23 protein-coding genes are annotated in these 24,822 nt (G+C 67.4%); 14 read left to right on the top strand and 9 right to left on the bottom strand.

Annotated elements, in window-relative coordinates; translation table 11 throughout:
* The first annotated feature begins 45 nt into the window (after window positions 1-45).
* Together QNM97_RS24135 and QNM97_RS24130 are read left to right on the top strand one after the other, a co-directional pair.
* The gene (locus tag QNM97_RS24135) at window positions 46-519 is read left to right on the top strand and encodes a MarR family winged helix-turn-helix transcriptional regulator (RefSeq protein WP_283820655.1); all 474 of its coding nucleotides are present in this window, start codon (window positions 46-48) and stop codon (window positions 517-519) included.
* On the top strand, window positions 516-1,784 hold the full coding sequence (locus tag QNM97_RS24130; RefSeq protein ID WP_283820654.1) for an MFS transporter: 1,269 nt from the start codon (window positions 516-518) through the stop codon (window positions 1,782-1,784). The genes QNM97_RS24135 and QNM97_RS24130 overlap by 4 nt, the downstream gene beginning before the upstream one ends.
* Before the next feature lie 73 nt (window positions 1,785-1,857).
* On the opposite strand, the gene ggh is transcribed toward QNM97_RS24130, so the two are convergent.
* Window positions 1,858-3,198, bottom strand: coding sequence for a glucosylglycerate hydrolase (gene ggh / locus QNM97_RS24125; RefSeq protein ID WP_006368013.1), 1,341 nt, complete (start codon window positions 3,196-3,198; stop codon window positions 1,858-1,860).
* An 81-nt stretch (window positions 3,199-3,279) separates the two neighbouring features.
* On the opposite strand from ggh, the gene QNM97_RS24120 reads away from it, so the two are divergent.
* Window positions 3,280-4,029 (top strand): SDR family oxidoreductase, encoded by a 750-nt coding sequence (locus QNM97_RS24120; RefSeq protein ID WP_283820653.1) that lies wholly within the window; start codon window positions 3,280-3,282, stop codon window positions 4,027-4,029.
* A gap of 72 nt (window positions 4,030-4,101) precedes the next feature.
* Here QNM97_RS24120 and QNM97_RS24115 read toward each other — a convergent pair whose 3' ends face one another.
* Window positions 4,102-4,512 carry a nuclear transport factor 2 family protein gene (locus QNM97_RS24115; RefSeq protein WP_283820652.1) on the bottom strand — a complete coding sequence of 137 codons (411 nt, stop codon included), beginning with the start codon at window positions 4,510-4,512 and terminating at the stop codon, window positions 4,102-4,104.
* A gap of 211 nt (window positions 4,513-4,723) precedes the next feature.
* Between QNM97_RS24115 and QNM97_RS24110 the strand changes: the two genes are divergently transcribed.
* The 6 genes from QNM97_RS24110 (at window position 4,724) to QNM97_RS24085 (ending at window position 11,619) form a co-directional block, all read left to right on the top strand.
* Window positions 4,724-5,920 (top strand): hypothetical protein, encoded by a 1,197-nt coding sequence (locus QNM97_RS24110; RefSeq protein WP_283820651.1) that lies wholly within the window; start codon window positions 4,724-4,726, stop codon window positions 5,918-5,920.
* Window positions 5,905-6,579 carry a DUF4129 domain-containing protein gene (locus tag QNM97_RS24105; RefSeq protein ID WP_283820650.1) on the top strand — a complete coding sequence of 225 codons (675 nt, stop codon included), beginning with the start codon at window positions 5,905-5,907 and terminating at the stop codon, window positions 6,577-6,579. Before QNM97_RS24110 ends, QNM97_RS24105 begins: the two co-directional genes overlap by 16 nt.
* Complete coding sequence (locus QNM97_RS24100; protein ID WP_283820649.1) at window positions 6,576-7,901, top strand: DUF4350 domain-containing protein; 1,326 nt, start codon at window positions 6,576-6,578, stop codon at window positions 7,899-7,901. Before QNM97_RS24105 ends, QNM97_RS24100 begins: the two co-directional genes overlap by 4 nt.
* Entirely contained in the window at window positions 7,898-8,899 is a 1,002-nt protein-coding gene (locus QNM97_RS24095; protein WP_283820648.1) for an AAA family ATPase, read from the top strand. The genes QNM97_RS24100 and QNM97_RS24095 overlap by 4 nt, the downstream gene beginning before the upstream one ends.
* Complete coding sequence (locus tag QNM97_RS24090) at window positions 8,899-10,191, top strand: DUF58 domain-containing protein (protein ID WP_283820647.1); 1,293 nt, start codon at window positions 8,899-8,901, stop codon at window positions 10,189-10,191. Before QNM97_RS24095 ends, QNM97_RS24090 begins: the two co-directional genes overlap by 1 nt.
* A gap of 153 nt (window positions 10,192-10,344) precedes the next feature.
* Window positions 10,345-11,619: a PE-PPE domain-containing protein gene (locus QNM97_RS24085; RefSeq protein ID WP_283820646.1), complete on the top strand. Its 1,275-nt coding sequence runs from the start codon at window positions 10,345-10,347 to the stop codon at window positions 11,617-11,619.
* Here QNM97_RS24085 and QNM97_RS24080 read toward each other — a convergent pair.
* The gene (locus QNM97_RS24080; RefSeq protein ID WP_208793388.1) at window positions 11,550-12,545 is read right to left on the bottom strand and encodes a stage II sporulation protein M; all 996 of its coding nucleotides are present in this window, start codon (window positions 12,543-12,545) and stop codon (window positions 11,550-11,552) included. The genes QNM97_RS24085 and QNM97_RS24080 overlap by 70 nt on opposite strands.
* An 83-nt stretch (window positions 12,546-12,628) precedes the next feature.
* Here QNM97_RS24080 and QNM97_RS24075 point away from each other — a divergent pair, with 83 nt between their 5' ends.
* Window positions 12,629-13,498, top strand: a complete 870-nt coding sequence (locus QNM97_RS24075; protein WP_283820645.1) for an RDD family protein — start codon at window positions 12,629-12,631, stop codon at window positions 13,496-13,498.
* Window positions 13,499-13,539: 41 nt separating this feature from the next.
* Here QNM97_RS24075 and QNM97_RS24070 read toward each other — a convergent pair whose 3' ends face one another.
* On the bottom strand, window positions 13,540-14,736 hold the full coding sequence (locus QNM97_RS24070) for an acyl-CoA dehydrogenase family protein (protein WP_283820644.1): 1,197 nt from the start codon (window positions 14,734-14,736) through the stop codon (window positions 13,540-13,542).
* A gap of 71 nt (window positions 14,737-14,807) precedes the next feature.
* On the opposite strand from QNM97_RS24070, the gene QNM97_RS24065 reads away from it, so the two are divergent.
* On the top strand, window positions 14,808-15,143 hold the full coding sequence (locus QNM97_RS24065) for a TfoX/Sxy family protein (protein ID WP_283820643.1): 336 nt from the start codon (window positions 14,808-14,810) through the stop codon (window positions 15,141-15,143).
* A 36-nt stretch (window positions 15,144-15,179) separates the two neighbouring features.
* Here the strand turns inward: QNM97_RS24065 and QNM97_RS24060 are convergent, their stop codons facing one another.
* Complete coding sequence (locus QNM97_RS24060) at window positions 15,180-16,232, bottom strand: SDR family oxidoreductase (RefSeq protein ID WP_283820642.1); 1,053 nt, start codon at window positions 16,230-16,232, stop codon at window positions 15,180-15,182.
* A gap of 76 nt (window positions 16,233-16,308) precedes the next feature.
* Here QNM97_RS24060 and QNM97_RS24055 point away from each other — a divergent pair, with 76 nt between their 5' ends.
* Entirely contained in the window at window positions 16,309-16,635 is a 327-nt protein-coding gene (locus tag QNM97_RS24055; RefSeq protein WP_283820641.1) for an ArsR/SmtB family transcription factor, read from the top strand.
* A 14-nt stretch (window positions 16,636-16,649) separates the two neighbouring features.
* On the opposite strand, the gene leuS is transcribed toward QNM97_RS24055, so the two are convergent.
* Window positions 16,650-19,526: a leucine--tRNA ligase gene (gene leuS / locus QNM97_RS24050; RefSeq protein ID WP_283820640.1), complete on the bottom strand. Its 2,877-nt coding sequence runs from the start codon at window positions 19,524-19,526 to the stop codon at window positions 16,650-16,652.
* Window positions 19,527-19,639: 113 nt separating this feature from the next.
* On the opposite strand from leuS, the gene QNM97_RS24045 reads away from it, so the two are divergent.
* Together QNM97_RS24045 and QNM97_RS24040 are read left to right on the top strand one after the other, a co-directional pair.
* Window positions 19,640-20,176, top strand: coding sequence for an SdpI family protein (locus QNM97_RS24045; protein ID WP_283820639.1), 537 nt, complete (start codon window positions 19,640-19,642; stop codon window positions 20,174-20,176).
* A gap of 9 nt (window positions 20,177-20,185) precedes the next feature.
* The gene (locus QNM97_RS24040) at window positions 20,186-21,193 is read left to right on the top strand and encodes a bile acid:sodium symporter family protein (protein WP_283820638.1); all 1,008 of its coding nucleotides are present in this window, start codon (window positions 20,186-20,188) and stop codon (window positions 21,191-21,193) included.
* A gap of 114 nt (window positions 21,194-21,307) precedes the next feature.
* On the opposite strand, the gene QNM97_RS24035 is transcribed toward QNM97_RS24040, so the two are convergent.
* From QNM97_RS24035 to QNM97_RS24025, 3 genes are all read right to left on the bottom strand, one after another.
* Complete coding sequence (locus tag QNM97_RS24035; protein WP_283820637.1) at window positions 21,308-21,931, bottom strand: DedA family protein; 624 nt, start codon at window positions 21,929-21,931, stop codon at window positions 21,308-21,310.
* A 36-nt stretch (window positions 21,932-21,967) separates the two neighbouring features.
* On the bottom strand, window positions 21,968-24,019 hold the full coding sequence (locus tag QNM97_RS24030; protein WP_283820636.1) for a CocE/NonD family hydrolase: 2,052 nt from the start codon (window positions 24,017-24,019) through the stop codon (window positions 21,968-21,970).
* A gap of 96 nt (window positions 24,020-24,115) precedes the next feature.
* Complete coding sequence (locus QNM97_RS24025; RefSeq protein WP_006368588.1) at window positions 24,116-24,793, bottom strand: YqgE/AlgH family protein; 678 nt, start codon at window positions 24,791-24,793, stop codon at window positions 24,116-24,118.
* Window positions 24,794-24,822: the final 29 nt, after the last annotated feature.

Below are 24,822 nucleotides of genomic sequence, written 5' to 3'. Positions count from 1 at the left end.
CCCACCGCTTTTATTTCGTATCTCTAAGTATTAGACTTACGAAGCGTGACCGCCACGCATCAGGACTCCGCCTCCAAAGCCCGGGCCATTCGCCCGGCCCTGACCCGTCTGTACCTGATGTTGCGACGCCACACACCGATACCCGAGTATTCGTCGGCTCAGGCCTCCGGCCTGGCGACCCTGCTCGACCACGGACCGATGCGCATGGGTGACTTCGCCGCCCGCGAATCCATCCGCATGCCCACCGCCACCAGCCTCGTCGACGGTCTCATCCGCAACGGGCTGGCCCTCCGCGAACCCGATCCCACCGATCGCCGCGCCGTGCTGGTCTCACTGACCGACCACGGCCGGGCGGTACTCCAACGGGTTCGCGAACAGCGCGATGACGTGCTCGCCCACGCCATCGCCGAACTCTCCGACGACGACCGCGCCGCGCTGGCCGCCGCCGCACCGGCCCTGCGAGCGCTGCACGAAGTGCTCGAGGGCACCGTTCCGACACGTCAGCGAGGAGATCAATGACCACCCGAACACCGGCTGCCACAGCCACATCCGACGACCACTCACTGCTCGCCACCTTCGCCGCCCAACCCCGTACCGTCTGGGTGACCGCGTTCGCCGCGGTCATCGCGTTCATGGGGATCGGCCTGGTCGACCCGATCCTCAACAGCATCGCCGAGGCGCTCAACGCGCCGCCGGACAAGCTGACCCTGCTCTTCGGCGTGTACGTCGGCGTGCAGTGCGTCGCGATGCTGATCACCGGCTGGTCTGCGTACCGCTTCGGCCCGAAACGCACTCTGACCGTAGGGCTTTCACTCATCGTCATCGCCGCGGCCATTTCCGCGTTCGCCGGCGGCATCGACCAGCTGATCGCCTACCGGGTGATCTGGGGACTGGGCAACGCGCTGTTCATCGCCACCGCACTCGCCTTCATCGTGAGCTCGGCCAAGGGCTCCACGCACGGCGCGATCATGCTGTACGAGGCCGCATTGGGCGTCGGCCTGGCCGTCGGACCATTGCTCGGGGCGATCCTCGGCACGTGGACCTGGCGTGCACCGTTCGGTGGCACCGCGATCCTCATGCTGATCGGCGCCATCCTGTGCGCGGTGATGCTCCCCGCCGACGGGCCGCGCACGTCCCGTGAGCCGGTGGCGATCCTCGATCCCATCAAGGCGCTGCGCAACCGTACATTGCTGATCACCTCGATCGGCTCCGCCTTCTACACCGGCGCTCTGTTCACCGTCATCGCCTGGGCGCCGATTGCCATGGGGCTCAAGCCCATCTGGGCCGGATTGATCTTCTTCGGATGGGGTCTGCTCACCGCACTGGCCGGTGTCTTCGTCGCGCCGCGCATCGCCGAGGCGCTCGGTCAGCGTGGTGGAGTGATGTCGGCAATCGCCGCGTACGCCGTGGTGATGGCACTGGCCGGCGTCGGCACGTTCACCGGTCACGTGTGGCTGATCGGCCTCGCCGTCGTCCTGTCGGGTATTCCGTCCGGTGTGCTCAACACGCTGTTCACCGGTGTCGCGATGGGATCGGGTGACGGCTCGACACCGCGGTCGGTCTCGAGCGCCGGCTACTCGTTCCTGCGGTGGGCCGGTGCGGCGGTGGCCGCCGTCCTCGTCGCACATCTCGCCGAGTGGTTCTCCTCGACGGCCGCGCCCTGGTGGTTCGCCGCCGCCTACTGTGTGGTCGCCGTCATCGCGGTGAGCTTCGTCCGCACCACCGGCGCCGAATCCCACGAGGTGGCCGAAGAAGCGGTGCTCGTCGGGGCCGAGGAGTACTGAAGTACTCAGACCCGTTCTCATCCACGACCGCTCACCCACCGGGTGGGCGGTCGTCGTGTGTCGCTGGTGTGTGTCAGTCCAACCAATCCAGCACCGACGCGGCGGTCCAACTCTGCTGCATGCTGCCGAGCGGTTCGCCGGTGAAGGGTTCGTAGTACTCGGCGAAGGCGCCGTCGGTGGCCTGACGCAGACCTTCCTCGCGCAGTCGCGCCGACCGCTCGGGCCAGCCCCGACGCGCGAACGCCCAACTGAACAACCACGTCATCACCGGCCAGACCGGGCCGCGCCAGTACTCGCGCGACCGGAAGTCCGCGGAGATCGGCGACGTCGACGGGGGTACGGCGTAACGCAGGTCCGGATGTCCGCAGAACCGCGGCCCGTCGAACAGGCGGAGCAGTGCGCGTTCCTGCTCGCGCGACAACCCGCCGCACAGCAGCGGCGCGAACTGCGCGATCGTCTCGGTGGTGATCCACCTGTCGGCCCGGAGGTCGAAATCCCTTGCTGCGCCATTACGTTCGTTGGACGCCGCGGCCACACCGGTCCGGTAACGATCGGCCCAGGCCCGAAGGTCCCGGACGTCGGACCGCGGTTTGGAGTAATCCTCGCCGATGGTCGCCAGCACGTCGCAGGCCAGCGAGAAGATGGCGCTGACGAAGACGTCCTCCACGGCGAAACTCATCACCTTGGGGAGCAACTCGTCGTCATAGTTGGCGCGCTTCATCTCCTCGACCAGCCAGATATAGCGGTCGTACTCGTGATCGGTGGGTCGCATCGACAGGTCGGTGACGTGGTCGAGGTCGGCGCGCTGGTACGGGGGGAGATCGTCGCCGGGGGTCACGCCCGCGTAGGGCTTGTCCCAGCGTGGGGAGTTGTCCATCCCGGACTCCCACCCGTGATAAATCGTGATCCGCCCACGACCGTTGGGGTCACGGGCGTGCGCGAGCCAGCGATGCCAGCGCACCAGGGCGCCCCACCGCCGGTCGATGAACTCGTTGGCCATCGAGCGGGTGGTGCGACCGTGGCGTCGCGAGTGGTCGAGGATGCGTTGCACAGCGATCGCGTGCACGGGCGGCTGGGTGATCCCGGAGGTGTCGGGGTAGTCGGGCGCGCACTCGGCCAGGCGCGCGCACTCCCAGCGTCGGGGTCCGGGGAAGTAGCCGTCGCGGCCATTGGCGAACACGATGTGCGGGATCATCCCGTTGGACCACTGCGCCGAGAGCAGCGTGTCCATCTCGATGACCGCGCGTTCCACCGACAGCGGCGCCAGTCCCACGGTGACGAACGCCGCATCCCAACTCCACATGTGCGGGTACAGGCGGGGGGCGGCGCTGGTCATCGTGCCCAGGTCGTTGCCGCGCAGCAAATACGCGGCACGAGCCGCGAGCTGGGTCGGGGTGAAACCGTTGCGCGCCATGCGGAGATTCTGCCCCGCCGTGCTCATCGGCGCCGGATGAGGATCGGCGGACAACGCGACGCCGGGTTCTAAGCTCGGCTCATGCCCACCGCATTGATCACCGGGGCCAGTCGCGGCCTCGGCGCCGCCATCGCCCGTCAGCTTGCCCCGACCCACGATCTGCTGTTGGGCGGACGACCATCGGCTGAGCTCGACGCGCTGGCCATCGAATTGGACGGCGCCGGGAGCGAAGCGAGCGGGCCGAATAGTCACGGCGCCGGGAGCGAAGCGAGCGGGCCGCATGCCAACCGCGCATCAACGTTTGCGGTCGAGTTGACCGATCACGAGGAGGTGGCGGCGGCCGCGGAGGCCATCTCGTCGCTGGATGTGCTCGTGCACAACGCGGGTGTCGGGAGCAGTCTGTTGCCGGTCGGGGAGACTCCCGTCGAAGAATGGCGTCATGTCCTCGAGGTCAATCTCGTCGCGGCGGCGGAGCTGACCCGCGTCCTGCTCCCGGCGCTGCGTGCGGCGCGCGGTCACGTCGTCTTCATCAACTCGGGTGCGGGCCTGCGCGCCAATCCGGGCTGGGCCGCCTATGCGGCGAGCAAGTTCGGGTTGCGCGCGCTCGCCGACGCGTTGCGGCTCGAGGAACCGTCGTTGCGGGTCACGTCGGTCTTCCCCGGTCGGATCGACACCGACATGCAGCGCGACCTGATCGCGATCGAGGGCAAGGAGTACGACCCGGGTCAGTTCCTCAAGCCGGAGACCGTCGCGTCGGCGGTCGTCCATGCCATCGCGACGCCCGCCGATGCCCATCCCGCCGAGATCGTGCTGCGGCCGACGGGGCGATGACCGCCGATCAGTGTGACGTTGTGCCCGGTTTCCGGGCTCAACCTCACACGGGATGGTGTCTCAGAGCTGGTCTCAGAGCTGGACGAGATCGGCGGGTTGCCACACCGCTCGCATCGAGGCGATCTTGCCGTCGGCGTCGAAAACCATGATGTCGACCGGGGTGATCTCGAAGCGCATGCCGGAGGTGCCGGTGACGAGGGTGAACTCGAAGACCGCGGTGTCGCCGGCGATCTTCTTCCACTTCAGCGTCGCGGTGCGCTCGTCCATGTTGGTGATGATCGAGTAGAACTCGACGAGTTGCTCGCGGGTGTTGCGGACGTCGGCGCCGATCGGGTCCTCGACGGTCGCGTCGGGTGCATAGAGGTCGGCGATCTGCTCGGCGGTGCCGTTGGTCAGGAAGTCGATGTAGTTCTCGACGACCTCGGTGATCCGGGCCTGCGCCCTGTCGGTGTCCTGCGCACTGCTGTCCTGCTCGACGCTCATCGAGTGTCCCCTCTGCTCAAGAATTAGAACGTGTTCTTGTTTGACGATAGCAGCGGCGTACAGCGCCCGGAATGGGTTCTTCGGTCATCCGGACAACCGATACCCACAGCTGTCCGCACAGCATCGGACATCCCGAATTTGATAGGTTCGCGCACACACTGTGTGTCCGACGACGGCGCGGACGCGATCATCGGTTCGTCGAGGGAGCCCCATGACCCAGCCACCGGGAGACGGCTCTCGGGACCAGGGGTGGGTGGCGCCGGGAGCGGAGCGAGCGGGCCACGATGCGGTGGCGCCGGGAGCGGAGCGAGCGGGCCACGATGCGGTGGCGCCGGGAGCGGAGCGAGCGGGCCACGATGCACCTGCGCCGTCCGGCGCGGCCGACGAATGGACATCGACGCCGACACCACCGTCTCCGCCGACCACCGGCCCGCTGTGGGGGGCTGCGGTCGGTGGGCAGCCGGGTGCCGCGTCGCAGAATCCCGGGTACGTGCCGGGTCACTTCGGTCCGCCGCCGACGCACAAGCCGGGCATCATCCCGCTGCGTCCGCTGAACGTCGGCGATCTGATCAGCGGCACGTTCGCGGCGATCTTCGGTAATCCGCGCGTCTACTTCGGGTGGTCGGCGGTGGTGAGTGCGATCGTCACGGTCTGCGGCCTGCTGGTCCTGGTGGTTGTCCGGATGGTGAGCGAGTCGGGACTCTTCGATGCGGCAGCATGGCTGGCCGGCGGGCCAGACGCGATATCGGACGCCGCGTGGGTCGGGCGATGGATACTTGCCGGCTTGGTGGCCTACCCGGTCGCGCGCGATGTCATGGGTGCCCGCTCGGGTTGGGTCGAGTCGTGGCGGTTCGCGCGCGGTTCGATGTGGCGAATCCTGGGCAGCACAGCGCTTCTCGGGCTGGTGACCCTCGTGTGCTTCGTTCCTGCCCTGGTTCTGATCGAGCTCGGTCTCGATTCGGCGGACGTCGGTACGCTCGTCGCGGTGCTGATGGTCACCGCGGTGTTGGTGCTCGGATACTCGTGGCTCTACATCCGGATGTCGCTGTCGGTGCCCGCGGCTGCCGTCGAGGGGCTGGGTCCCGTTGTCGCCCTGGCGCGTTCGGTCTCACTCACCCGACGCTCGTTCGGCCGCTACTTTGCCGTGGCCCTCTTACTGAACCTCATCAGCGTGGTCATCGAGGTCGTACTGTCGTACATGGTCGACTCAGTGACCAGAATCGGTGGTGGTGTGTTCGGCGGTGTCGTCGCCATCGTGCTGGCTGTGATCGTCGCAGCGCTCGTGCAGCCGTTGATCGCGGTGGCGTCGGCACTGATGCATGTCGATGCCCGAATCCGCAAGGAGGGCTTCGATATCGAGCTGGACCAGTCGTCGTCCGGAGGAGGTGTGCCGTGGGCGCCACGTTGACCGTGCTGGCCGACGGCTTGACGCCGGGCAACGACGAGGCCCGCGAGTGGGCCCGCGATGCGTGGTCGGATTCGCGCGGATCGGGGCCCAGCGCCGCCGACCGGCTCGGCGACGACATCGGACGCTGGATCACCGATCGCCTACTCGATGTGGTGGGTGCGGGCAAGACCGTGCCGGGCATCATCGCGATCATCGCGGCACTCGTGGTGGTCGCCCTGCTGATCTACGGCATCCGATTCATGCGCCGTACCCCGCGTGCTGTTGCCGACGTCGATCGCAGTGTGTTGTCCGATGACCCGTCATCGGCGCGCACTCTGCGAGCCCGCGCCGAATCGCTGCTCGCAGAAGGGGACACGAACGGCGCCGTCGTCTTCGCGATGCGCGCTCTGACCCGACGCAGCATCGAGCGCACCGTGCTCGACGATCTGCCGTCGCTGACCGCACACGAGGTCGCGACCCGGCTGCGCCCGGTGTTCGCCGACCACGCAACCGATCTGGGCGCGGCCGCCGACCTGTTCGACAGGGTCGCGTACGGTCATGCATCGGCGACCGCCGACGAGGCCCGACGACTGCTGACCCTCGAGACCGAACTGGATTCGGCGCGGCCGTCCGCGGCGCGGGGCAACGATTCCGGCGCAACGTATGCGGTGCCACGATGAGCGCACCGAACACCACGTCGGCACTCGAGAAGACCGGTGGACAAGCGAATTCGAGCTCGGGCACTCCGGGCCCCGGACGCACGCGATCACACCGCTGGGTGTGGTGGGTGATCGGCGGTGTCGCCGTCGCGGTGGTCCTCGTACTCGCCGTGCTCGCACTGGTGTCGGCGGCCGGTAGCCGCTCGTCGAACACCACCCCGCTCGATCCCGGCAATCGTGGCGGCGCCGGAACGAGCGCACTCGCGTCCATCATCGACGACCACGGCGTTGATGTCTCGGTAGTACGCGGTCTCGACAGCCTGCGTGCGACTTCGGCCCCGGGTTCCGACACCACCGTGGTCATCAGCGGAGAGACGGTGATCTCCACCGACGTCGCCGAAGCCATCTTCGACCGGGTGCGGTCGGCGCATCGGGTCGTCCTGATCGATCCGTCGTATTCATTGCTCGCCGCCTTCACCGCGCAGGTCAGCACCTCCTACAGCGAGAGCCTTCTACCGGTGAGCAAGGCCGACTGCACCCTCGACGGCATATCGCCCTCCGACCTCGTCACCTCCGATTCGTCGAACGGCTTCACCGGCGGGCTGGATTCCACGACGGGTGTGACCCCATGCTTCTCACGCCGTCAGGGCGGCGGCGCCAATCTGGTCAGCATTGCCGCAGAGCCGGGCGGCCCGCCGGTGGTGGCGATGACCGCCCCGATGACCCTCAACCAGAATCTGGCGCGCTACGACAACTCCGGTGTCGCGATACGCACCATTGCCACCACCGACCACGTCCTCTGGTACGTCCCGCAACGCGACGACACGGTGCCGGATCAGAGTTCGAACTCCGACCAGCACAGCTCTCCATCGGTGTTCCCGCGCGCCGTCGGGCCGCTGTTCCTGCTGGCGTTCTTCGCGGTGCTGGCGCTGATCCTCTGGCGGGGACGCCGCTTCGGACCGCTGGCGACCGAGCCGTTGCCTGCCGTCGTCAAGGCCATCGAGACCACCCGGTCACGCGGCCGCATGTACCGCAGGGCCGGGGCCGCCGATCGCGCGGCGGCCGTGCTGCGGGTGCACACCATCGCCGGGATCGCCGGCTATCTGGGACTGCCGTACGACCCCGGCCATGCTCTCGATTCCCTCGACGAACCCGACGCCGACACACATGCGACGGATCCTGCTCTGGCTTCGATCATCTCGGCCGTCGCCGACGCCACCGGCCGGGACCCGGCGCAGGTGAAAAACCTACTCGCCGGCCCGCTGCCGACCACCGATCCCGACCTGGTTCGGTTCACCGACGCCCTGACCGCCCTCGACAAGGAAGTCCTCCGCAGACCATGAATCCCGAGACACCCGCTTCGGCCACATACTCCCCCGTCGACACCCCGCCGCGAGATCTGCGCGCCGCGCTGAGCGCGGTGCGTGGAGAGGTAGCCAAAGCCGTCGTGGGTCAGGACCCGGCGGTCGCCGGCATCCTCATCGCCCTGCTGTGCCGCGGCCACATCCTTCTCGAAGGTGTTCCGGGCGTGGCGAAGACGTTGCTGGTGCGGTCGGTCGCGTCGGCGTTGTCCGTGGACACCAAACGCGTGCAGTTCACTCCCGATCTGATGCCCGGTGACGTCACCGGCTCGCTGATCTTCGACAACGCCACCTCCGAGTTCACCTTCCGCCCCGGACCGGTGTTCACCAATCTCCTTCTGGCAGACGAGATCAACCGGACACCGCCGAAGACGCAGGCGTCGCTGCTCGAAGCGATGGAGGAGCGGCAGGTCTCGGTCGACGGTGTGCCCCGCCCGCTCCCCGACCCGTTTCTGGTGGCCGCGACCCAGAATCCCGTCGAATACGAGGGCACCTATCCACTGCCGGAGGCCCAGCTCGACCGGTTTCTGCTCAAGGTGACCCTGCCGGTACCACCCCGTGACGACGAGATCACCGTGCTCGCACGGCATGCCGCGGGATTCGACCCCAAGGACCTCGGCGCGGCCGGATTGCGGCCGGTGGCCTCCGCGGCCGACATCGTCGCCGCCGCCGATGCCGTCCGCCACGTTGCGGTCGCCCCGCAGGTGGCGGCCTACATCGTCGACATCGCCCGCGCCACCCGGACCTCACCGTCACTGGCACTCGGGGTCAGCCCGCGCGGCGCCACCGCCCTGCTGTCCACCAGCCGGGCGTGGGCGTGGCTGGGCGGACGCGACTTCGTCACGCCCGACGACGTCAAGGCGCTCGCCCAATCGACGCTGGCACATCGTCTTTCGCTACGGCCGGAGGCGGAACTCGAAGGTGTGTCGGTGGCGGCAGTCCTCGACGCCGCCATCGCCTCGGTGCCCGTGCCGCGCTGATGGTGCTCACCGGCCGCTTCTTCGCGCTCGTGGTGGCGGGCGCGATCCCGGTGATCGCCTACCCGCGCTATTGGGTGGCCCTGCTGTGGGTCCTGGGATGTGTGATCCTCATGGTCGCCGACGTCGTCGCCGCCGGATCGACGAGAACCCTTCGGCTCTACCGGCTTCCGTCGGCGCCCATCCGCCTCGGTGAGATCGGGAGCTCGGTTCTGATGGCGCACAACGTGACCGCCCGCCGGTTCCGGGCGCGAATCAACGATTCGTGGCAGCCATCGGCGGGCGCGTCGAACGCCGTGCACGCGGTGTCGCTGGCTCCTGGCGAGCAGCAACAGCTGGTGACGTCCCTGCAACCCACCCGCCGTGGCGATCGGCTCACACATCGGGTGACGGTACGACGGATGGGTCCCCTCGGACTGGCCGGGCGGCAATCGGGATACGTCGTACCCGGCTCCATCCGGGCGCTGCCGCCGTTCGACTCCCGAAAGTTGTTGCCGTCCAGGCTCGCCCGCCTCCGTCAGCTCGACGGCCGCTCGGCGGTCCGGATTCGTGGACAGGGCACCGAGTTCGACTCCCTGCGTGACTACGTCGACGGCGACGACGTGCGCAGCATCGACTGGCGCGCCACCGCCCGGCGACGGTCGACGGTGGTGCGGACCTGGCAGCCCGAGAAGGACCGGCACATCGTGATCGTGCTGGACACCTCGCGCACCTCCGCGGGCCGCATCGGTGATGCCCCGCGTCTCGACGCGGCGATGGACGCGGCGTTGCTGCTCGCCGCCCTCGCCGCGCACGCCGGTGATCGCGTCGATCTGATCGCCGGTGATCGCGTCGTCCACCGGCGCGTGGTCGGCGCATCGCGCACCACCGTGCTCGGCGATCTGGTCAACGCGATGGCCGCGTTGGAACCGGCTCTACTGGAAGCAGATTGGCCGCTGCTGGCCGCCGAGGTGAGCAAACTGACCCGGCAACGGGCGCTGCTCGTGTTGTTGACACCCCTGGAGCCGGCGGCGATCGAGGAGTCGATGCTGGCACCACTGTCGGTGCTGGCGCAGCGCTACAAGGTGGTGATCGGATCGGTCCGTGACCCGCAGCTCGCCGCGATGGCGGCGCTGCGCGACGACGCGGCAGACATCTACGACGCCGCCGCTGCCGCCCGCACCCTGGCGCTACGCGGACGCACCGAATCGGCGGTGTCACGCCTGGGCGTCGACGTCGTCGACGCCGACCCGGCAGGTCTGCCGGCGGCACTCGCCGATCACTACCTCACCCTCAAGTCGCGCGGTCTGCTCTAACCCAGTCGGTGTGCTCCCCGACCCGGTCTGTTCACTCTCCCATTGGTTGTCAGACGCCCCAATCTGGTTGACAACCATCGCTACTCGCCACCTGCACACCGTCGTCGTGTAGCGTCGGAGCGGGCTGGGGACCGTGTCAGGAGGGGAAATCCGTTGCGCCCGACTCACCTCAACGCCCCGGTCTCGGTGGCCGCCCTTTCGCTGATCGCCGCGGCGCTCGCGGCCGGGCATGAGACCAATGCCGCGGCCGTGTCCCCGGCAGCGTTGTCGCCGGCGAACGTTCGCCTGGCGTCGACCGTGCTGACGGTCGCCGGCAACACCTCCATCGTGAGCACGCCCATGCCACAGGAGCTCCGAGGCGAACTCTGTCACTCCCCCAATACGTGTCAGGTGGTGGTCTATCCGTCCGGTGCAATCGGCGGTGCCGCACTGCAAGTGGGTGTCACGGCCCTCACCTCGGATATCGCGACCACGCCGGGCAAGAAGATCGTCTTCGCCTACTCGCAGGGCGGCATGATCACCACGTCGTGGCTGCAGGACACCGCCTCCTCACCGTCGGCCCCGCCGGCATCGGATCTCACCTTCGTGCTCCTCGGCAATCCGCAGCGCGGGCTCAACGGTCTGGCACCGACTTCCGGTGCCGGGTCGGCCACCCCCACCGACACCGGATATACCGTCATCGACATCTCCCGCGAGTACGACGCCGAATCGGACTGGCCGAACAACCCGCTCAACGGGCTCGCCGTGGCCAACGCGATCGCCGGCTACTTCCTGGTGCACACCGACTACACCGGGGTCGACGTCGACGACCCGAACAATCTGGTCCAGACCGTCGGCGGCACCACCTACGTCCTGGTGCCGACCGCGAATCTGCCTCTGCTCGAACCACTCCGGATGATGGGCCTGAGCAGTGTGGCCGACCAGCTCAACGGTCCGCTCAAGACGATCGTCGATCAGGGATACAACCGGACCGGCTACACCGCCCTCGGCGACGACCCGGCCGCGCAGCAGACGATCGGCAGCGTCTTCGGGACCTCTGCCACCGCGAACACCGCGAGATCCGCCGAGAACACCGCATCCCGCACCGCGGCCCGTCAGAGCGTCGCGGCTCCGGCGGCCACCGGGTACGCCGTGACGACAAGCGCATCCTCGGCCCTCGGAACACCCACCCCGACATCGGCTCCCGCTGCCACCACGACAACTCCGTCGGTGCCGACACCAACACCGGAGGAATCAGTCACCGCGACACCGGAGTCCGGCGGCTACGTCGGACGGCACCGAGCGCCGGACTCCACGGCCGGGCAGGACTCTTCTGGGCAGGAATCCTCTGGGCAGGTCTCCTCCGGTCAGGACTCCGCTCAGGCCGCCACCGGCACAGCGTCCCCGCGATCCGGATCGGGGATGTCGCCGCGCTCACCGTCGTTGTAGGCCCACCGGCCTGCGGTGAACACGTAGACGAAGAAACCCACCCAGACGAACACGCCGATGCCGATACGTGCCCAGGTAGGTAACCCCGACGGCGTCACGAACGCCTCGATGAGCCCGGTGATCAGCAGTAGGACAACCAATCCCAGCGCGATGCCGATCGCCGCGCGACCCTGCTCGGCCAGTGACTGCATCCGTGTTTTCGGGCCGGGCGCGATCCATGACCAGAAGACCCGTAGACCCACCCCGGCGGAGACGAACAGACAGGTCATCTCCAGCAGTCCGTGCGGGGTGATCAAGCCGAAGAACACGTCGGCGCGGCCGTGCCGGATCATGATCGACGCGGTGACCGCGACGTTGAGGATGTTGCTCCACACCACCATGACGATCGGAAAACCGAAGACGCCGAATGCAATACAGGTGGCGGCGAGCCAGAAGTTGTTGGTCCACACCCGCAACGCGAACGACGTCGCGGCGTTCTCGGTGTAGTAGTTCGCGAAGTCGTTGTCGACGAGTCGTTGGATGTCGGCCGGGCTGCCGAACGCGGTCTCGGTGCTGGGATGGTCCAGGAACCACCACGTCATCGCGAACATCCCGACGAACGACACGATCAGAACGCTGAGCCACCACCAGCGCATCGCATACAACGCCGCGGGGAACGTCCGACCGAAGTAGCGGCCGACGATCGCCCAACTGCTCTCCTTGACACCGGCAGACCGGGTCCGGGCCTTGGCCAACAACGCCGAGAGGTAGCCGACGAGGGAGGCGTCGGGAGCGGTGGACCGGATGACCGAGAGATGCGTGGCCACCCGCTGGTAGGTGTCGATCAGTTCGTCGGCCTCCGCCCCGGAGAGCCTGCGGCGCTTGGTGAGCTGCTCGAGCCGCTCCCAGGTCGGTCGCTTGTCGCTCACGTAGGCATCGAGATCCACCTCGACAGCTTAGAACGCGAGAGGATCGAGGAGTGGCGATGTGTTCCGGTTGATCGACGCCGCTCTCGGCGTGGTGGCCTAGAGTGTGGCGCATGTATCCGCAGCAGATGACCTATCCGGTGCGGCCGTATCCGCCGGTCACCTGGGGTCGGGGCGCGGTCGGCACGGTCGGCGTCGGTCGCGACGACCAGGTGTCGGGTGAGGCCGTCGCCCTCAACTTGCCTGCCGCCTCGTTCGGGCTGCGGATTCTGTCCGGGGTGATCGATCTGATCCTCGGTTACCTCGTGTTGATCCTCGGCATCTACCTGTCGTTCAAGCTGGCCTATGACGTCGACGACGCGTTGTTCGGCGCCTGCCTCACGGTGTCGACGGTGATCGCATTCGCCGCGGTGCCGACGACGTGGGAGACACTGACGCGTGGGAGAACCCTCGGGCACGTGATACTCGGGTTGCGGACCGTGCGCGACGACGCCGGCCCGATCCGATTCCGCCACGCCCTGACCCGGGCGATGATCGGCGTGGTCGAGATCTACACGTTCTTCGGTGTCCCGGCGATGATCTGCGCGGCGGTGAACCGCCGCAACAAACGCGTCGGCGACCTCGTCGCCGGCACATACGTGATCCGCGAACGATTCAAGATCACGCTGCCCGAACCGATCCCGATGCCGCCGCCACTGGCCCCGTGGGCGAGCACAGCCGACATCGCCGCTCTCCCGGACCCGTTGGCGGTGTCGGTACGGCAGTTCCTGAATCGTCGTGAGGGCTACAATCCGGCGGCGCGCTCGGCTCTCGCGGAGCGTCTGATCTTCGCGATCGCGCCGTACGTCGCGCCCGCTCCTCCGCCGCAGGCGCCGGCCGAGGATGTCCTCGCCGCAGTCATGGCAGCACGACGCGAACGCGACACCGCACGGCTGGCCCGCGAGGACCGGCTGCGAACACGTTTGCTGCGCTGAGCTTTCCGGTCATCCGCCTCGGCGGCCGATGGACCCGTCGGTCATTTGAGGTCGGCGCTGGACTTGCCGAGGATGCGGCGGGCGATGATCAGCTGCTGGATCTGCTGCGTGCCCTCGAAGATATCGAGGATCTTGGCGTCGCGAGCCCACTTCTCGAGCAGCATGGTCTCCGAGAATGCCGCGGTCGCACCGAGTTCCACCGCCTTGTTGGTGATGTCGGTGACGGTGCGGCCCGCCTTGGCCTTCGACATCGACGCCTCGGTGGAGTTGGGCTCCTTGTTGTCGGCCATCCAGGCCGCCCGGACCGCGAGCAACCAGGAAGCCTCCCAATCGGATTCGAGCCGGATGAACTCGGCGACCGCGGCATGCTGGGTGGTCGCGGGGGCGTCGTAGTCGATGGTGTGGCCGGCGTCGCCGAGCAGGCTGCGCAGTTCTTCGAGCGCGGCCCGGCCGAGTCCCACGGCCATCGCGGCGACCACCGGGCGGGTGTTGTCGAAGGTCTGCATGACCCCGGCGAAGGCCTTCTTGGTCTCCACTTCCGGTGAGCCGAGCAGGTTTTCGGCGGGCACACGCGCGTTCTCGAACCGCAGGACCGCGGTGTCGGAGGCCTTGATGCCCAGCTTGTGCTCGAGACGCACCACGCTCACGCCGTCGGCGTCGAGGGGCACGACGAAGCTCTTGATCGCGGCGCGACCGGCACTCTTGTCGACGGTCGCCCAGACGACCACGTGGTCGGCGCGGGAGCCGGCGGTAACGAAGATCTTCTCGCCGTTGATGACGTAATCGTCGCCGTCGCGTGTGGCCGTCGTCGACACGGCCGCCGAGTCGGAGCCGAAGCTCGGTTCGGTGATCGCCATCGCCGCCCAGACACCGGAGAACTTCTCGAGCTGTTCCGGCGTGGCCACCGCGGAGATCGCGGCGTTGCCCAATCCCTGGTACGGGATGGACAGCATCAGGGCGACGTCGCCCCAACCCATCTCGACGCCGTGCAGCACGCCACGGATGTTGGCGCCGTTGACGGTGCCCGCATCGGCATCGGTTCCACCCGACTTGTCCGACTCCTTGGCCGCCTCTCGCGCCTTCTTGGCGAGTGCACCCAGGTCGTCGAGTTCCTTGGGGTATTCGTGCTCGGCCTTGTCGTACTTGCGCGAGACCGGTCGGAAGATGTGCTCGGCCGCGAGGTGGGCTTGCTCGACCGCCGAATCGAACTTCTTCGGGAGCTCCAGGTTGATCGCCATGCGGGCTATCTTACTCAGAAGTAAGTTGCTGTCCAGCCCACCTTCCCGAGCGCGATGCCTACCCTCGAGTGGTGGCCTACGACGATGAACTCGCGTTTCGGATCCGCGCATTGCTCAGCGGTGAGAGCAACGTGGACGAGAAGCCGATGTTCGGCGGTCTCGCGTTCCTCATCAACGGCAACATGGCGTTGGCTGCGAGCTCCCGCGGTGGACTCATGGTGCGGGTCCCGCCCGAGCAGACCGAGGTACTCCTGGAGTATCCGCACACCGAGCCGATGATCATGTCCGGCCGCGAGACACGCGGCTGGCTCCGCGTCGGCGGCGAGGGTGTGCGCACCGAGCGCCAGTTGAGCGGGTGGGTGACCCTCGGATCGGATTACGCCCGCAAACTCCCGGCGAAGTACTGACCCACCGGAGTGCCGAGGAACTGAAGCGCCGAAGAACTAGGGGATGAGCCTGCGCTCCCGGAGTTGCTCGAAGATCCTGGTGAACATCGCGTCGGTCTCGACGTAGTCGTGGAATCCGGCGCGTCGGCTCTTCGAGGTATCAGCGATCACGTCGTAGTCCCAGCCGAACACGAAATCGCCGAATTGCCAGGAGGAGACGTCCTCGTAGGGGGTGGGCTCGAGTCCGTACTCGGCGACCATCGCGTCCCATACCTGCTGCTTGTCGGCCATCACCTCGGACAACGACATGGGCAACGGATCCGCGACCGGGATATCGAAGAAGTCGGCGACCACCGACCACATGCGCTGCCACCGGAACATGTCGCCGTTGGTGATGTTGAAGGCCTCGTTGGCGGCCGACGGAGTCGTCGCCGCCCATTCGGTGGCGCGCGCGAGCAGGCCCGCGTCGGTCATTTCGATGAGGCTGGAGTAGGCACCCGGCTTGCCGGGAAAGCGCAGTGGGATTCCGAGCTCCTTGCTGATCGACGCGTACACGGCGAGCACCATCGCGATATTCATCGGATTGCCCACGGTGACTCCCGCAACGACCGACGGGCGGATCGCCGACCACGACCAGCTCTGTCCACGCTGCCGTCGCTCGAGCAATTGTTGCTGATCGACATTGAACTCGGGCGGCATGTGCGGCGGATCGCTCTCCCTGGCCGGGGTCGCGAACGGACCGAGATGAGCCCCGTAGACCTTGTAGCCCTGCATCAGGCTGACGTGCTCCAAGGCGGGTAGGAGATCCGCCGAATCCAGGACGTTGCGCAGCATCGTCACGTTCGGTTCGACGAGGTCCGACCAGTTCGGACGGTCCTGGTAGGCGGCGTAGAACAGATGCGTCGTCTCCGCGGCACGACCGATCGCGGCACGCGTGGAGTCGGGGTCGAGCAGATCTGCGCGCTCGTGACGTATGCGCGGCCCGTCGTCTCCGCCACGTCGGGATATCCCGACCACATCCCAGTTGCCCGTGCCTGCCAGATGCTCGACCAGGTTGCCTCCGATGACCCCTCGTGCACCGATGACCAGAGCGTTCCCACATACCGACATAAAGCCTCCATCGTTAGATCGTGATTTTACGATGAATGTATATCACAAGATCGCGATGTACAGATATGCTGGAGCGATGAGCAGCAGTGAGTTGGTCGACACCGACGAGTGGGTGGTCACCGCCCTCAAAGCGATCGCACATCCACAGCGGATGGCGATCATGCGATGGCTGCGCGACCCGGAGAGTTTCCCGCCGCAACTCGAACCCGCAAGCGAAGTGGGCGTGTGCCTCAAGCACATTCAAGCCAGGATGGGCGCATCCCAGTCGACCGTCTCGCAATATGTGGCGGTCTTGCAGCGCGCAGATCTCGTGCACTGCACCAAGATCGGCCAGTGGTCACACTACCGACGCAATGAGGATGCCCTCGCACGCCTCAATCAGCTTCTGCCCGAGATCATCTGACACTCGGCTTGCCGTTACGGAACGATGTTGACCAGTCGCCCCGGCACGATGATCACCTTGCGGGGCTCCCCGTCGAGCAGGGCGACGATCTTCTCGTCAGCCAGCGCCACCTCACGGAGCGTCGCCTCGTCGGCGTCGGCGGCAACGGTGATGCGGCTCTTGACCTTTCCCTTCACCTGCACGGCGATCTCGACGGTGTCGGCGACGAGCCACCGCGGGTCGGCGTCCGGGAAGGGCCCGCGCACCAGCAGTTCACCGTGGCCCAGGCGGTGCCAGAGTTCCTCGGCGATGTGCGGGGCCAGCGGGGCGAGCATGGTGACCAGCGGCTCCACGGCGGCGCGCGGGGCACCACCCTCGAACTGCTTGGTGAGGTGATTGGTGAGTTTGATCAGCGCCGCGACCGCGATGTTGAAGCGCAGCCCGGCGAACTCCTCTCGCACCTCGGCGATCGTCGTGTGCAGCAACCGCTTCGTCACGTCATCGAGCTCGGCGTCGGTGACCCGCACCGCGCCGGTCTCCTCGTCGACCACCAGACGCCACACCCGCTGCAGGAATCGCTGAAGTCCCACAACATCTTTGGTGGCCCACGGGCGAGACTGGTCGAGCGGCCCCATGTACATCTCGTAGAGACGCAGGGTGTCGGCGCCGTAGTCGGCGGCGATGTCATCGGGGGTCACCGAATTCTTCAGCGACTTCCCCATCTTCCCGTATTCCTGGGAGACCTCGTCGCCGTTGTAGAAGAACTTCCCGTCACGCTCGGTCACCTCCTCGGCGGGCACGTAGATGCCGCGCGAGTCGGTGTAAGCGTAGGCCTGGATCATGCCCTGATTGAACAGCTTTCGGTACGGCTCGCGGCTGGTCACATAACCGAGGTCGAAGAGGACCTTGTGCCAGAAGCGCGAGTACAGCAGGTGCAGCACGGCATGCTCGACGCCACCGATGTAGAGGTCGAGGCCGCCGGGATCGTTCGGCCCGTGCAACGCCGGTCGCGGGCCCATCCAGTAGGCCTCGTTCTCCTTGGCGCACAACGTCTCGTCGTTGGTGGGATCGATGTAGCGCAGCTGATACCACGAGCTGCCCGCCCACTGCGGCATCACGTTGGCGTCGCGGGTGTAGGTCTGCAGACCGTCACCGAGATCGAGTTCGACGCTCATCCACTCGGTCGCCTTGGCCAGCGGCGGCGACGGCTCGGATCCGGAGTCCTCCGGGTCGAAGGACACCGGCGCGTAGTCGTCGACTTCCGGGAGTTCCACCGGCAGCATCGATTCCGGCAACGCGTGGGCCTGACCGGCGGCGTCGTAGACGATCGGGAACGGTTCGCCCCAATACCGCTGGCGGGCGAAGAGCCAGTCGCGCAGCTTGTACTGGATGGTGCCGGTGCCGGCGCCGCGCTCCTCGAGCCACGCGATGATCGCGGCCTTGGCCTCGTCGACGCGCAAACCGTCGAGGAAACCGGAATTGACCAGCGGCCCATCGCCGACGAACGGCTCGGTGGCCACCCCCTGCTCGGATCCGATGACCTCCAGGATGGGCACGCCGAAGACGGTGGCGAACTCATAGTCACGACCGTCGTGAGCGGGCACCGCCATGATCGCCCCGGTGCCGTAGCCCATCAGCACGTAGTCGGCGATGAACACCGGGATCTCGCGCCCGTCCACGGGATTGGTGGCGTAGGTGCCGGTGAAGACGCCGGTCTTCTCCTTGTTCTCCTGCCGCTCGAGATCCGATTTGGCGGCGATCGCGGTGCGGTAGGCCGCGATGGCGGCGGCCGGGGTGTCGGCATCGCCACCGGTCCATCGGGGATCGGTGCCGGCGGGCCAGGCATCGGCGGTGAGCTCGTCGACGAGCGGATGCTCGGGCGAGAGCACCATGTAGGTGGCGCCGAACAACGTGTCGGGCCGGGTGGTGAAGACCTCGATCGTCGTGCCGCCGGCGGCAAAGCGGACCTGCGCGCCCCGGGAACGCCCGATCCAGTTGCGCTGCATGGTCTTGACCTTCTCCGGCCAATCCAGGTCGTCGAGGTCGTCGAGCAGGCGGTCGGAGTAGGCGGTGATGCGCATCATCCACTGCCGCAGGTGCTTACGGAACACCGGGAAGTTGCCGCGGTCGCTGCGACCGTCGGCGGTGACCTCCTCGTTGGCGAGCACGGTACCCAGCCCGGGACACCAGTTGACCAGCGAATCACTCTGATACACCAGACGATAGGAGTCGACGACCTCGTTGCGCTCGGCCGGTGACAGGTCGGCCCAGTCCCGTCCGTCGAGCTTGTCGTGACCATCGAGAGTGCGTGCACCCGATTCGAATTCGGCGATCAGCTCGGAGACCGGCCGCGCCTTGCGCTGCTCGGTGTCGTAGAAGGCGTTGTAGATCTGCAGAAAGATCCACTGCGTCCAGCGATAGAAGTCCACGTCGGTGGTGGCCACGCGTCGTCGTTCGTCGTGGCCGAGTCCGAGCCGACGGATCTGCCCGAGGTAGCGCTCGATGTTGGCCTCGGTGGTGGTACGCGGATGGGTACCGGTCTGCACCGCGTACTGCTCGGCGGGCAGGCCGAAGGAGTCGAAACCCATCGTGTGCAGGACGTTGCGGCCGATCATCCGCTGATACCGGGCGAACACGTCGCTGGCGATGAACCCCAGGGGATGTCCGACGTGCAGACCCGCACCCGAGGGATAGGGGAACATGTCCTGGACGAAGACCTTCTCGGGCGAGTCGGGAGCGCCGCCACCGAAGGCGCTGAGGTCACCGGCGAGCGGTCCGACCGGGTTCGGCGCCTCGAAGGCGTGCCGGTCGGACCAGTTCCGCTGCCAGCGCTGCTCGATCTGTCCCGCGAGTTCGGCCGTGTAGCGATGGGTGCCCTGGGCCGGTGGGGTCGAGGTATCCGCTGAAGTCACCCCACCAGCGTAAATGGTGGCCCGAGGCACATTGCAGCGGCACTCGCCCCGCTCGCACGCGGAGTCCGTGGTCGCGTTTCGCCACCGCACGCCCCAGCTCGTATGGTGGTCGGGTGAGCGTTCTGTCCGTCGTCGTCGCCGTCTGCGTGTTCGTCCTGGCCCTCGTGTGGGTCGTGGTCGGGGTCGCCGGTCTGCGCGGCAGGCTGCGACGCAACCGGTGGCTCGGCGTCCGCGCACCGGAGACACTGGTCTCCGACGAAGCCTTCGCGCTGGCCAACAAGGTGGCCGCCCCCGGCACCCTCGGCGCCGCGGCGATCCTGATCGCTGGCGGCCTGCTGACGGTCGGTGTCGGCGGCACGTGGTCGTTCCTGTTCGCCGTCGGTGCCCTGTTGGCCGCGCTCGTGGTGGTCGGCGTCGTCAGTGGTTACGGGGTGCGCGCGGCACGCTGGGCCGTCGACCCCGACGACGACTCGGGCTGTTCGTGCTGCTCGGCCGATGCCGGCTCCCATGACCACGCCGCCCCCGCCGCGGATTCGGCGAAATCCGACGCGCAGGGCCCGGCCGACGAGTGTGGCGAGTCGAGCTGCGCGTCGTGCACGCTGCGCGGAGTGTGCGCGGCCGAACCGGCAGCCGACACCGCCCAGCGCTGAGCGATTCGCATGCGCTCCCTGCTGAGCCGTTCGCCGATCGACGGGTTCATCCTGGCAATCCTCACGGCGGTCGTCGTCGCGGCCTTCCTGCCCGCCCGTGGCGAATTCGCCGACGTCCTCGACTGGGTCGTCGTGGTCGCCATCGGCTTCCTGTTCTTCCTCTACGGCGCCCGACTACACCCCCGGCAGGCACTCGAGGGACTGACGCACTGGCGCCTGCACCTGATCATCCTGGCCTTCACCTTCGTGGTGTTCCCGCTGATCGCGCTCGCGCTACAACCGCTGCTGCGGCCGGTGATCGGTGACGACCTCACATCGGGGTTGCTGTACCTGTGCCTGGTGCCGTCGACGGTGCAGTCCTCGATCGCGTTCACCTCGATGGCCCGGGGCAACGTCGCGGGCGCGATCGTGAGTGCGTCGGCGTCGAACCTGCTCGGTGTCGTCCTCACCCCGGTGCTGGTCGTGGTGCTCATGTCGAGCACCAACGGTGTGCACATCACCGGCTCGCAGGTCCTCGAGATCCTGCTGGAGATCCTGGTGCCGTTCATCCTCGGCCAGCTGTGCCGACCATTGGTGACGCCGATCCTGAAGCGATTCGCCGAGCCGACGAAGTACGTGGATCGCGGGTCGATCGTGCTCGTCGTCTACGCCGCGTTCAGCGAGGGTGTGCGCAACGGCATCTGGTCGATCGTCGGGGTGTGGCAGGTGGTGGCGATGGCGGTGGTCGCGATCGTGCTCGTCGCATTCATGCTGTGGCTGACCGGATGGCTGCCACGACGGCTCGGCTTCAACCGTGAGGACGCCATCGCCATCCAGTTCTGCGGAACCAAGAAGAGCCTCGCGACCGGTCTACCGATGGCGACGGTGTTGTTCAGCGGGTCGGTGGTCGGTCTGATCGTGTTGCCGCTCATGATCTTCCACCAGATCCAGCTGATCATGTGCTCGTGGTTGGCCACCCGCTACGGTCGCCAGGCCGCGGCCCTCGAAGCCGCCGCCTCCGGGTCGGAACCCGGCTGAGGGCCTCGCATACGAATACAGCTTCCACCGGAGCGGGCCACCGACCCGGATTCCACGGCGTGTCGCGCCGGATCGGTGGAATCTGTATTCGCCTTCGCCCCGCGGGGTCGGCTCTCAGCCGATGTCACCGCGATGCCAGCGGTGCACCGCCCAGCTGACGCCGTAGAAGACCGCGACCACACCGACGAGGGCGATCACCGCGTAGAGCAGGATCGTCGCACCGAGCACCGCCCCGGCGAAATAGCCGGCCAGCAGGACCGCCGACGCCCACGTCAGTGCGCCGATCGCATCGGCGATGCCGAACCGCACGAAGCTCATCCGACTGATGCCCGCCATCCGCGGCACGATCGTCCGCACGTACCCGACCCAGCGGCCGGTGCCGACGACGAGCAGCCCGGATCGTTCCAGACGCTGCTGGGCGTTGTCCCAGCGTTGTTCGCCGAATCGGCGCCCGAGCCCCGACTCCTTGAGCCGCTGCCCACCGACCCGACCCAGCCAATACCCGGTCGCATCCCCGGCGACCGCGCACAACACGACGATGACCACCAGCCAGGCGATGTTGGTGGAGCCGACCGCTGCCGCGACCCCGGCCGCGAGCAGCACCGCCTCGCTCGGCATCACCAGACCGGCGATCAGCAGGGCCGTCTCGAGGTAGACGATGCCCGCAGCGATCAGGTAGACCGCCCAGGAGGGAACCGACTCGATGACCCCGATGAGCCAGTCGGCGAAGGCGTGCACCAGTTCACCGTAACGATGAACCGTCCACGGGGTTTCTCACAGGGGTGCCGACAGGGGCAGGTTCACGAAGCTCGGGTTACTCGGATCCAGCTCGATGTGCTGGGGTCGAAGCCCGGAATCGTTGAGCAGCGGCCGCAGCGGGAGCCCGCGCGGCAGGTTCATCGCGAACACGTCGATCCGCAGCCGGTGACCCTTGCCGATCAGCGCCTCCGTCGGCAGCAATCCGATGTCGACTCCCACCGCCTTTCCCGGCGTCACGGGGTGGCGGGTGTCGAGGGTGAGCGTGTAGAACGGATCGATCACATCCCCGTTGGGCGCGAACTGCGAACGGCTACGGTCATATTCGCGCAGCGACGCGACCACCTGCCCGGAGCTGATGACCTTGGACGTGCCGTCCGGGGCGACGTCGTTGAGCGTCGCAGTCCAGTAACCGTCCGGGGCGCCGAGCACGGTGTTCAGATGCACGTTGCTGTAGCCGCTGACGCTGCGGGTGGTGGTCATCGGTGCGCTGGTGAAGCTCAGCGCGTTGCGTTCGGAGATCCGTGCGTCGTCGGCGCAGTCGGGGAAGATCGCGGTCAAGCCGGCCATCTGCTGTGCGGAGTCGCGCGAACACAGCGTCGCAAGTCCCGGCGCCACGGTCATCCGGCCGCGGGTCGCCGGGACACCGGTGCCCAAACTGCCGTCGCCCAGCGCATACGGGGCCGTGCCCGAGCGCCGATCACCCAGGTAGAGGCGCTGACGGGTCATGCCCGCACGGGGGAACTGGGAGGCGGTGATCCACCGGTCGCCGACCTGCTTGAGGTTCACCGGGCCGTAGCGGTCGATCCCGTTGTCGATTCCCTTGAGCCACTTGTCGAACCACGCCTTCTGCAGCACGTCGAGACGTGGTGGCGTACCCGGCCGGCCCTGCCCACCGCCGATCGTGAGGTGGTAACCGTCGCCCATGATCAACTGCTTACGTCCGGGCGCGAGCGGGATCTTGTTGTACATCGCGACCTCGGAGTTGGTGAACAGATCGAACCATCCGCCGTAGATGAGCGTCGGGGTGGTGATCGTGTCGGCGTGGTCCTGCCAGGCCGTACGCGGACCGGAATTCGGGCTCAGCAGATCGCCTAGCTGGGGTGGGATCGACGCGATGTCCGGGACGGTCAGCGCCTGGATGAGTTGCGGGAAGAAGGTGAACGGGTCCCGCAGGCGGTCGGCCAGCCACGTCCAGTCGAAGGTGCCGTTGAGCATCGACGCGACGTTGGGAACCAGCTTGGTGGAATTGACCAGGGTCAGCCACAGCGGCAGGAATCCGACGCCGAGCGCGCCGCCCGGTGCGACGATGTCACGGATCAGGTCGCCGCCCGGTTCCACCGGGAAGATCGCCTTGAGGGCTTCGGGATGTTTGTTGGCGGCCTGGATCTGGTTGATCGCCGAGTAGGAGACGCCAGACATGCCGACCTTGCCGTCAGACCATTTCTGCTTGGCGGCCCAGTCGATGACCTCGACGGAGTCCTGCTGCTCCCGTTGTTGGAAGACGTCCCAATCCCCTTGGGAGAAGCCGGTTCCGCGGACGTCGACGACCACCACCGTATAACCGCTGCGCACGAGATCGAAGTCGACGGAGAAGTTGCGCAGTCCCTGATCACGGATCAGGTGCGCGACGTCGTTGATGCCGTCGATCGGAGTGCCAGACAAGTTGATCGCCGAGGCCACCTGGACGGCCAGCGGCGCCAGCACCGGGTTGGCCAACGCAGCCGCGGTGATCGCGGAGACGAGTTTGGTGTACGGCGTCATGGTCACGATGACCGGAGTCTTGGCCGTCGTCGGTATCCGGGCCGCGTTGGCCGGGCGGTAGACGTTGGCGCGCAGGATGGTGCCGTCGCTCATCCGGATCGGGACGTCCCACTGGGTGTTGACGTCGGCGTAGGGCTGCGGGCCGTCGTGCGAGGCGAGCCACCGCTTGGCCGGGGCTCCGCCGTCGGGGCCGGTGGCCGCGTGCGCCGTTCCTGCGGCTCCCAGAGTCGGGCCGGTCAGCAGCGCGACGATCGCGATGACCGCCGCAACGACGACTCCCCGTATCCGAATTTCCCGTACCCGCATCGCCGTCCCCCCGGTGAGATGTGACCGGTCGAGAGCCTAGCAAGACCTGTGAGGCGTGTCACCGGTGCGGTGGGATCGCCCGATCAGGGTCGGCGCTCAGTTCCCGGTGACGTCGACGGGGTGGGTGGCCAACAACGGCAACGGCCATGGTTGGCGGCGTAGCACGTCGGCCCAGATGTCGGTGGTCGACGGGGCGAGGATGTCGCGGGGGAGCGCCGAGGCCAGCATCCAGCTGTCCTGGGCCATCTCCGCGTCGAGCTGCCCGATACCCCAGCCCGCGTACCCGGCGAAGATGCGGAGTCCCTCGAGCACCGGCCCGATCAGCTCGGGATCGGCGTCGAGGTCGATGAGAGCGACACGGCCGCTGACCGGCCGGATCTGTTCGATCCCGGAGATGTCGGCGCCGTGCCGGACAACGCCGAGACACAGGGCCGAATCCTGTTTGACCGGACCGCCGACGAACAGCGCCCGCGGCTGCGCGGCCAGATCGGTCCACGACGGCATCACGTTGTGAACCGCGGTCTGGCTCACCCGATTGAGGACCACTCCGAGGCTGCCCGCGTCATTGTGCTCGATCACATAGATCACGGTGCGCGCAAAGGTGGGCTCGAGCAGATCGGTCGACGCGAGCAGAAGCGTGCCGGCCCGAATACTGTTGGCCGACTCGATGTCTCGTGCCGCATCCGCGGCACCGCCGCCACCGCCGACGCCGCGTTCGGGCCGGTCGGGGGTGAGATCGTCTGCACTGTCACCGCCGTCCACGACATCCATCATCGCATGAGAAGTCGGCTCGGTCGGTAATG

Source organism: Gordonia sp. L191, from assembly GCF_030077625.1.
In the GTDB taxonomy this organism is placed as follows: Bacteria; Actinomycetota; Actinomycetes; order Mycobacteriales; family Mycobacteriaceae; genus Gordonia; species Gordonia polyisoprenivorans_A.
The sequence above is the reverse complement of the archived record's forward strand: the minus strand, read 5'-3'. Positions and strand labels throughout refer to the sequence as shown.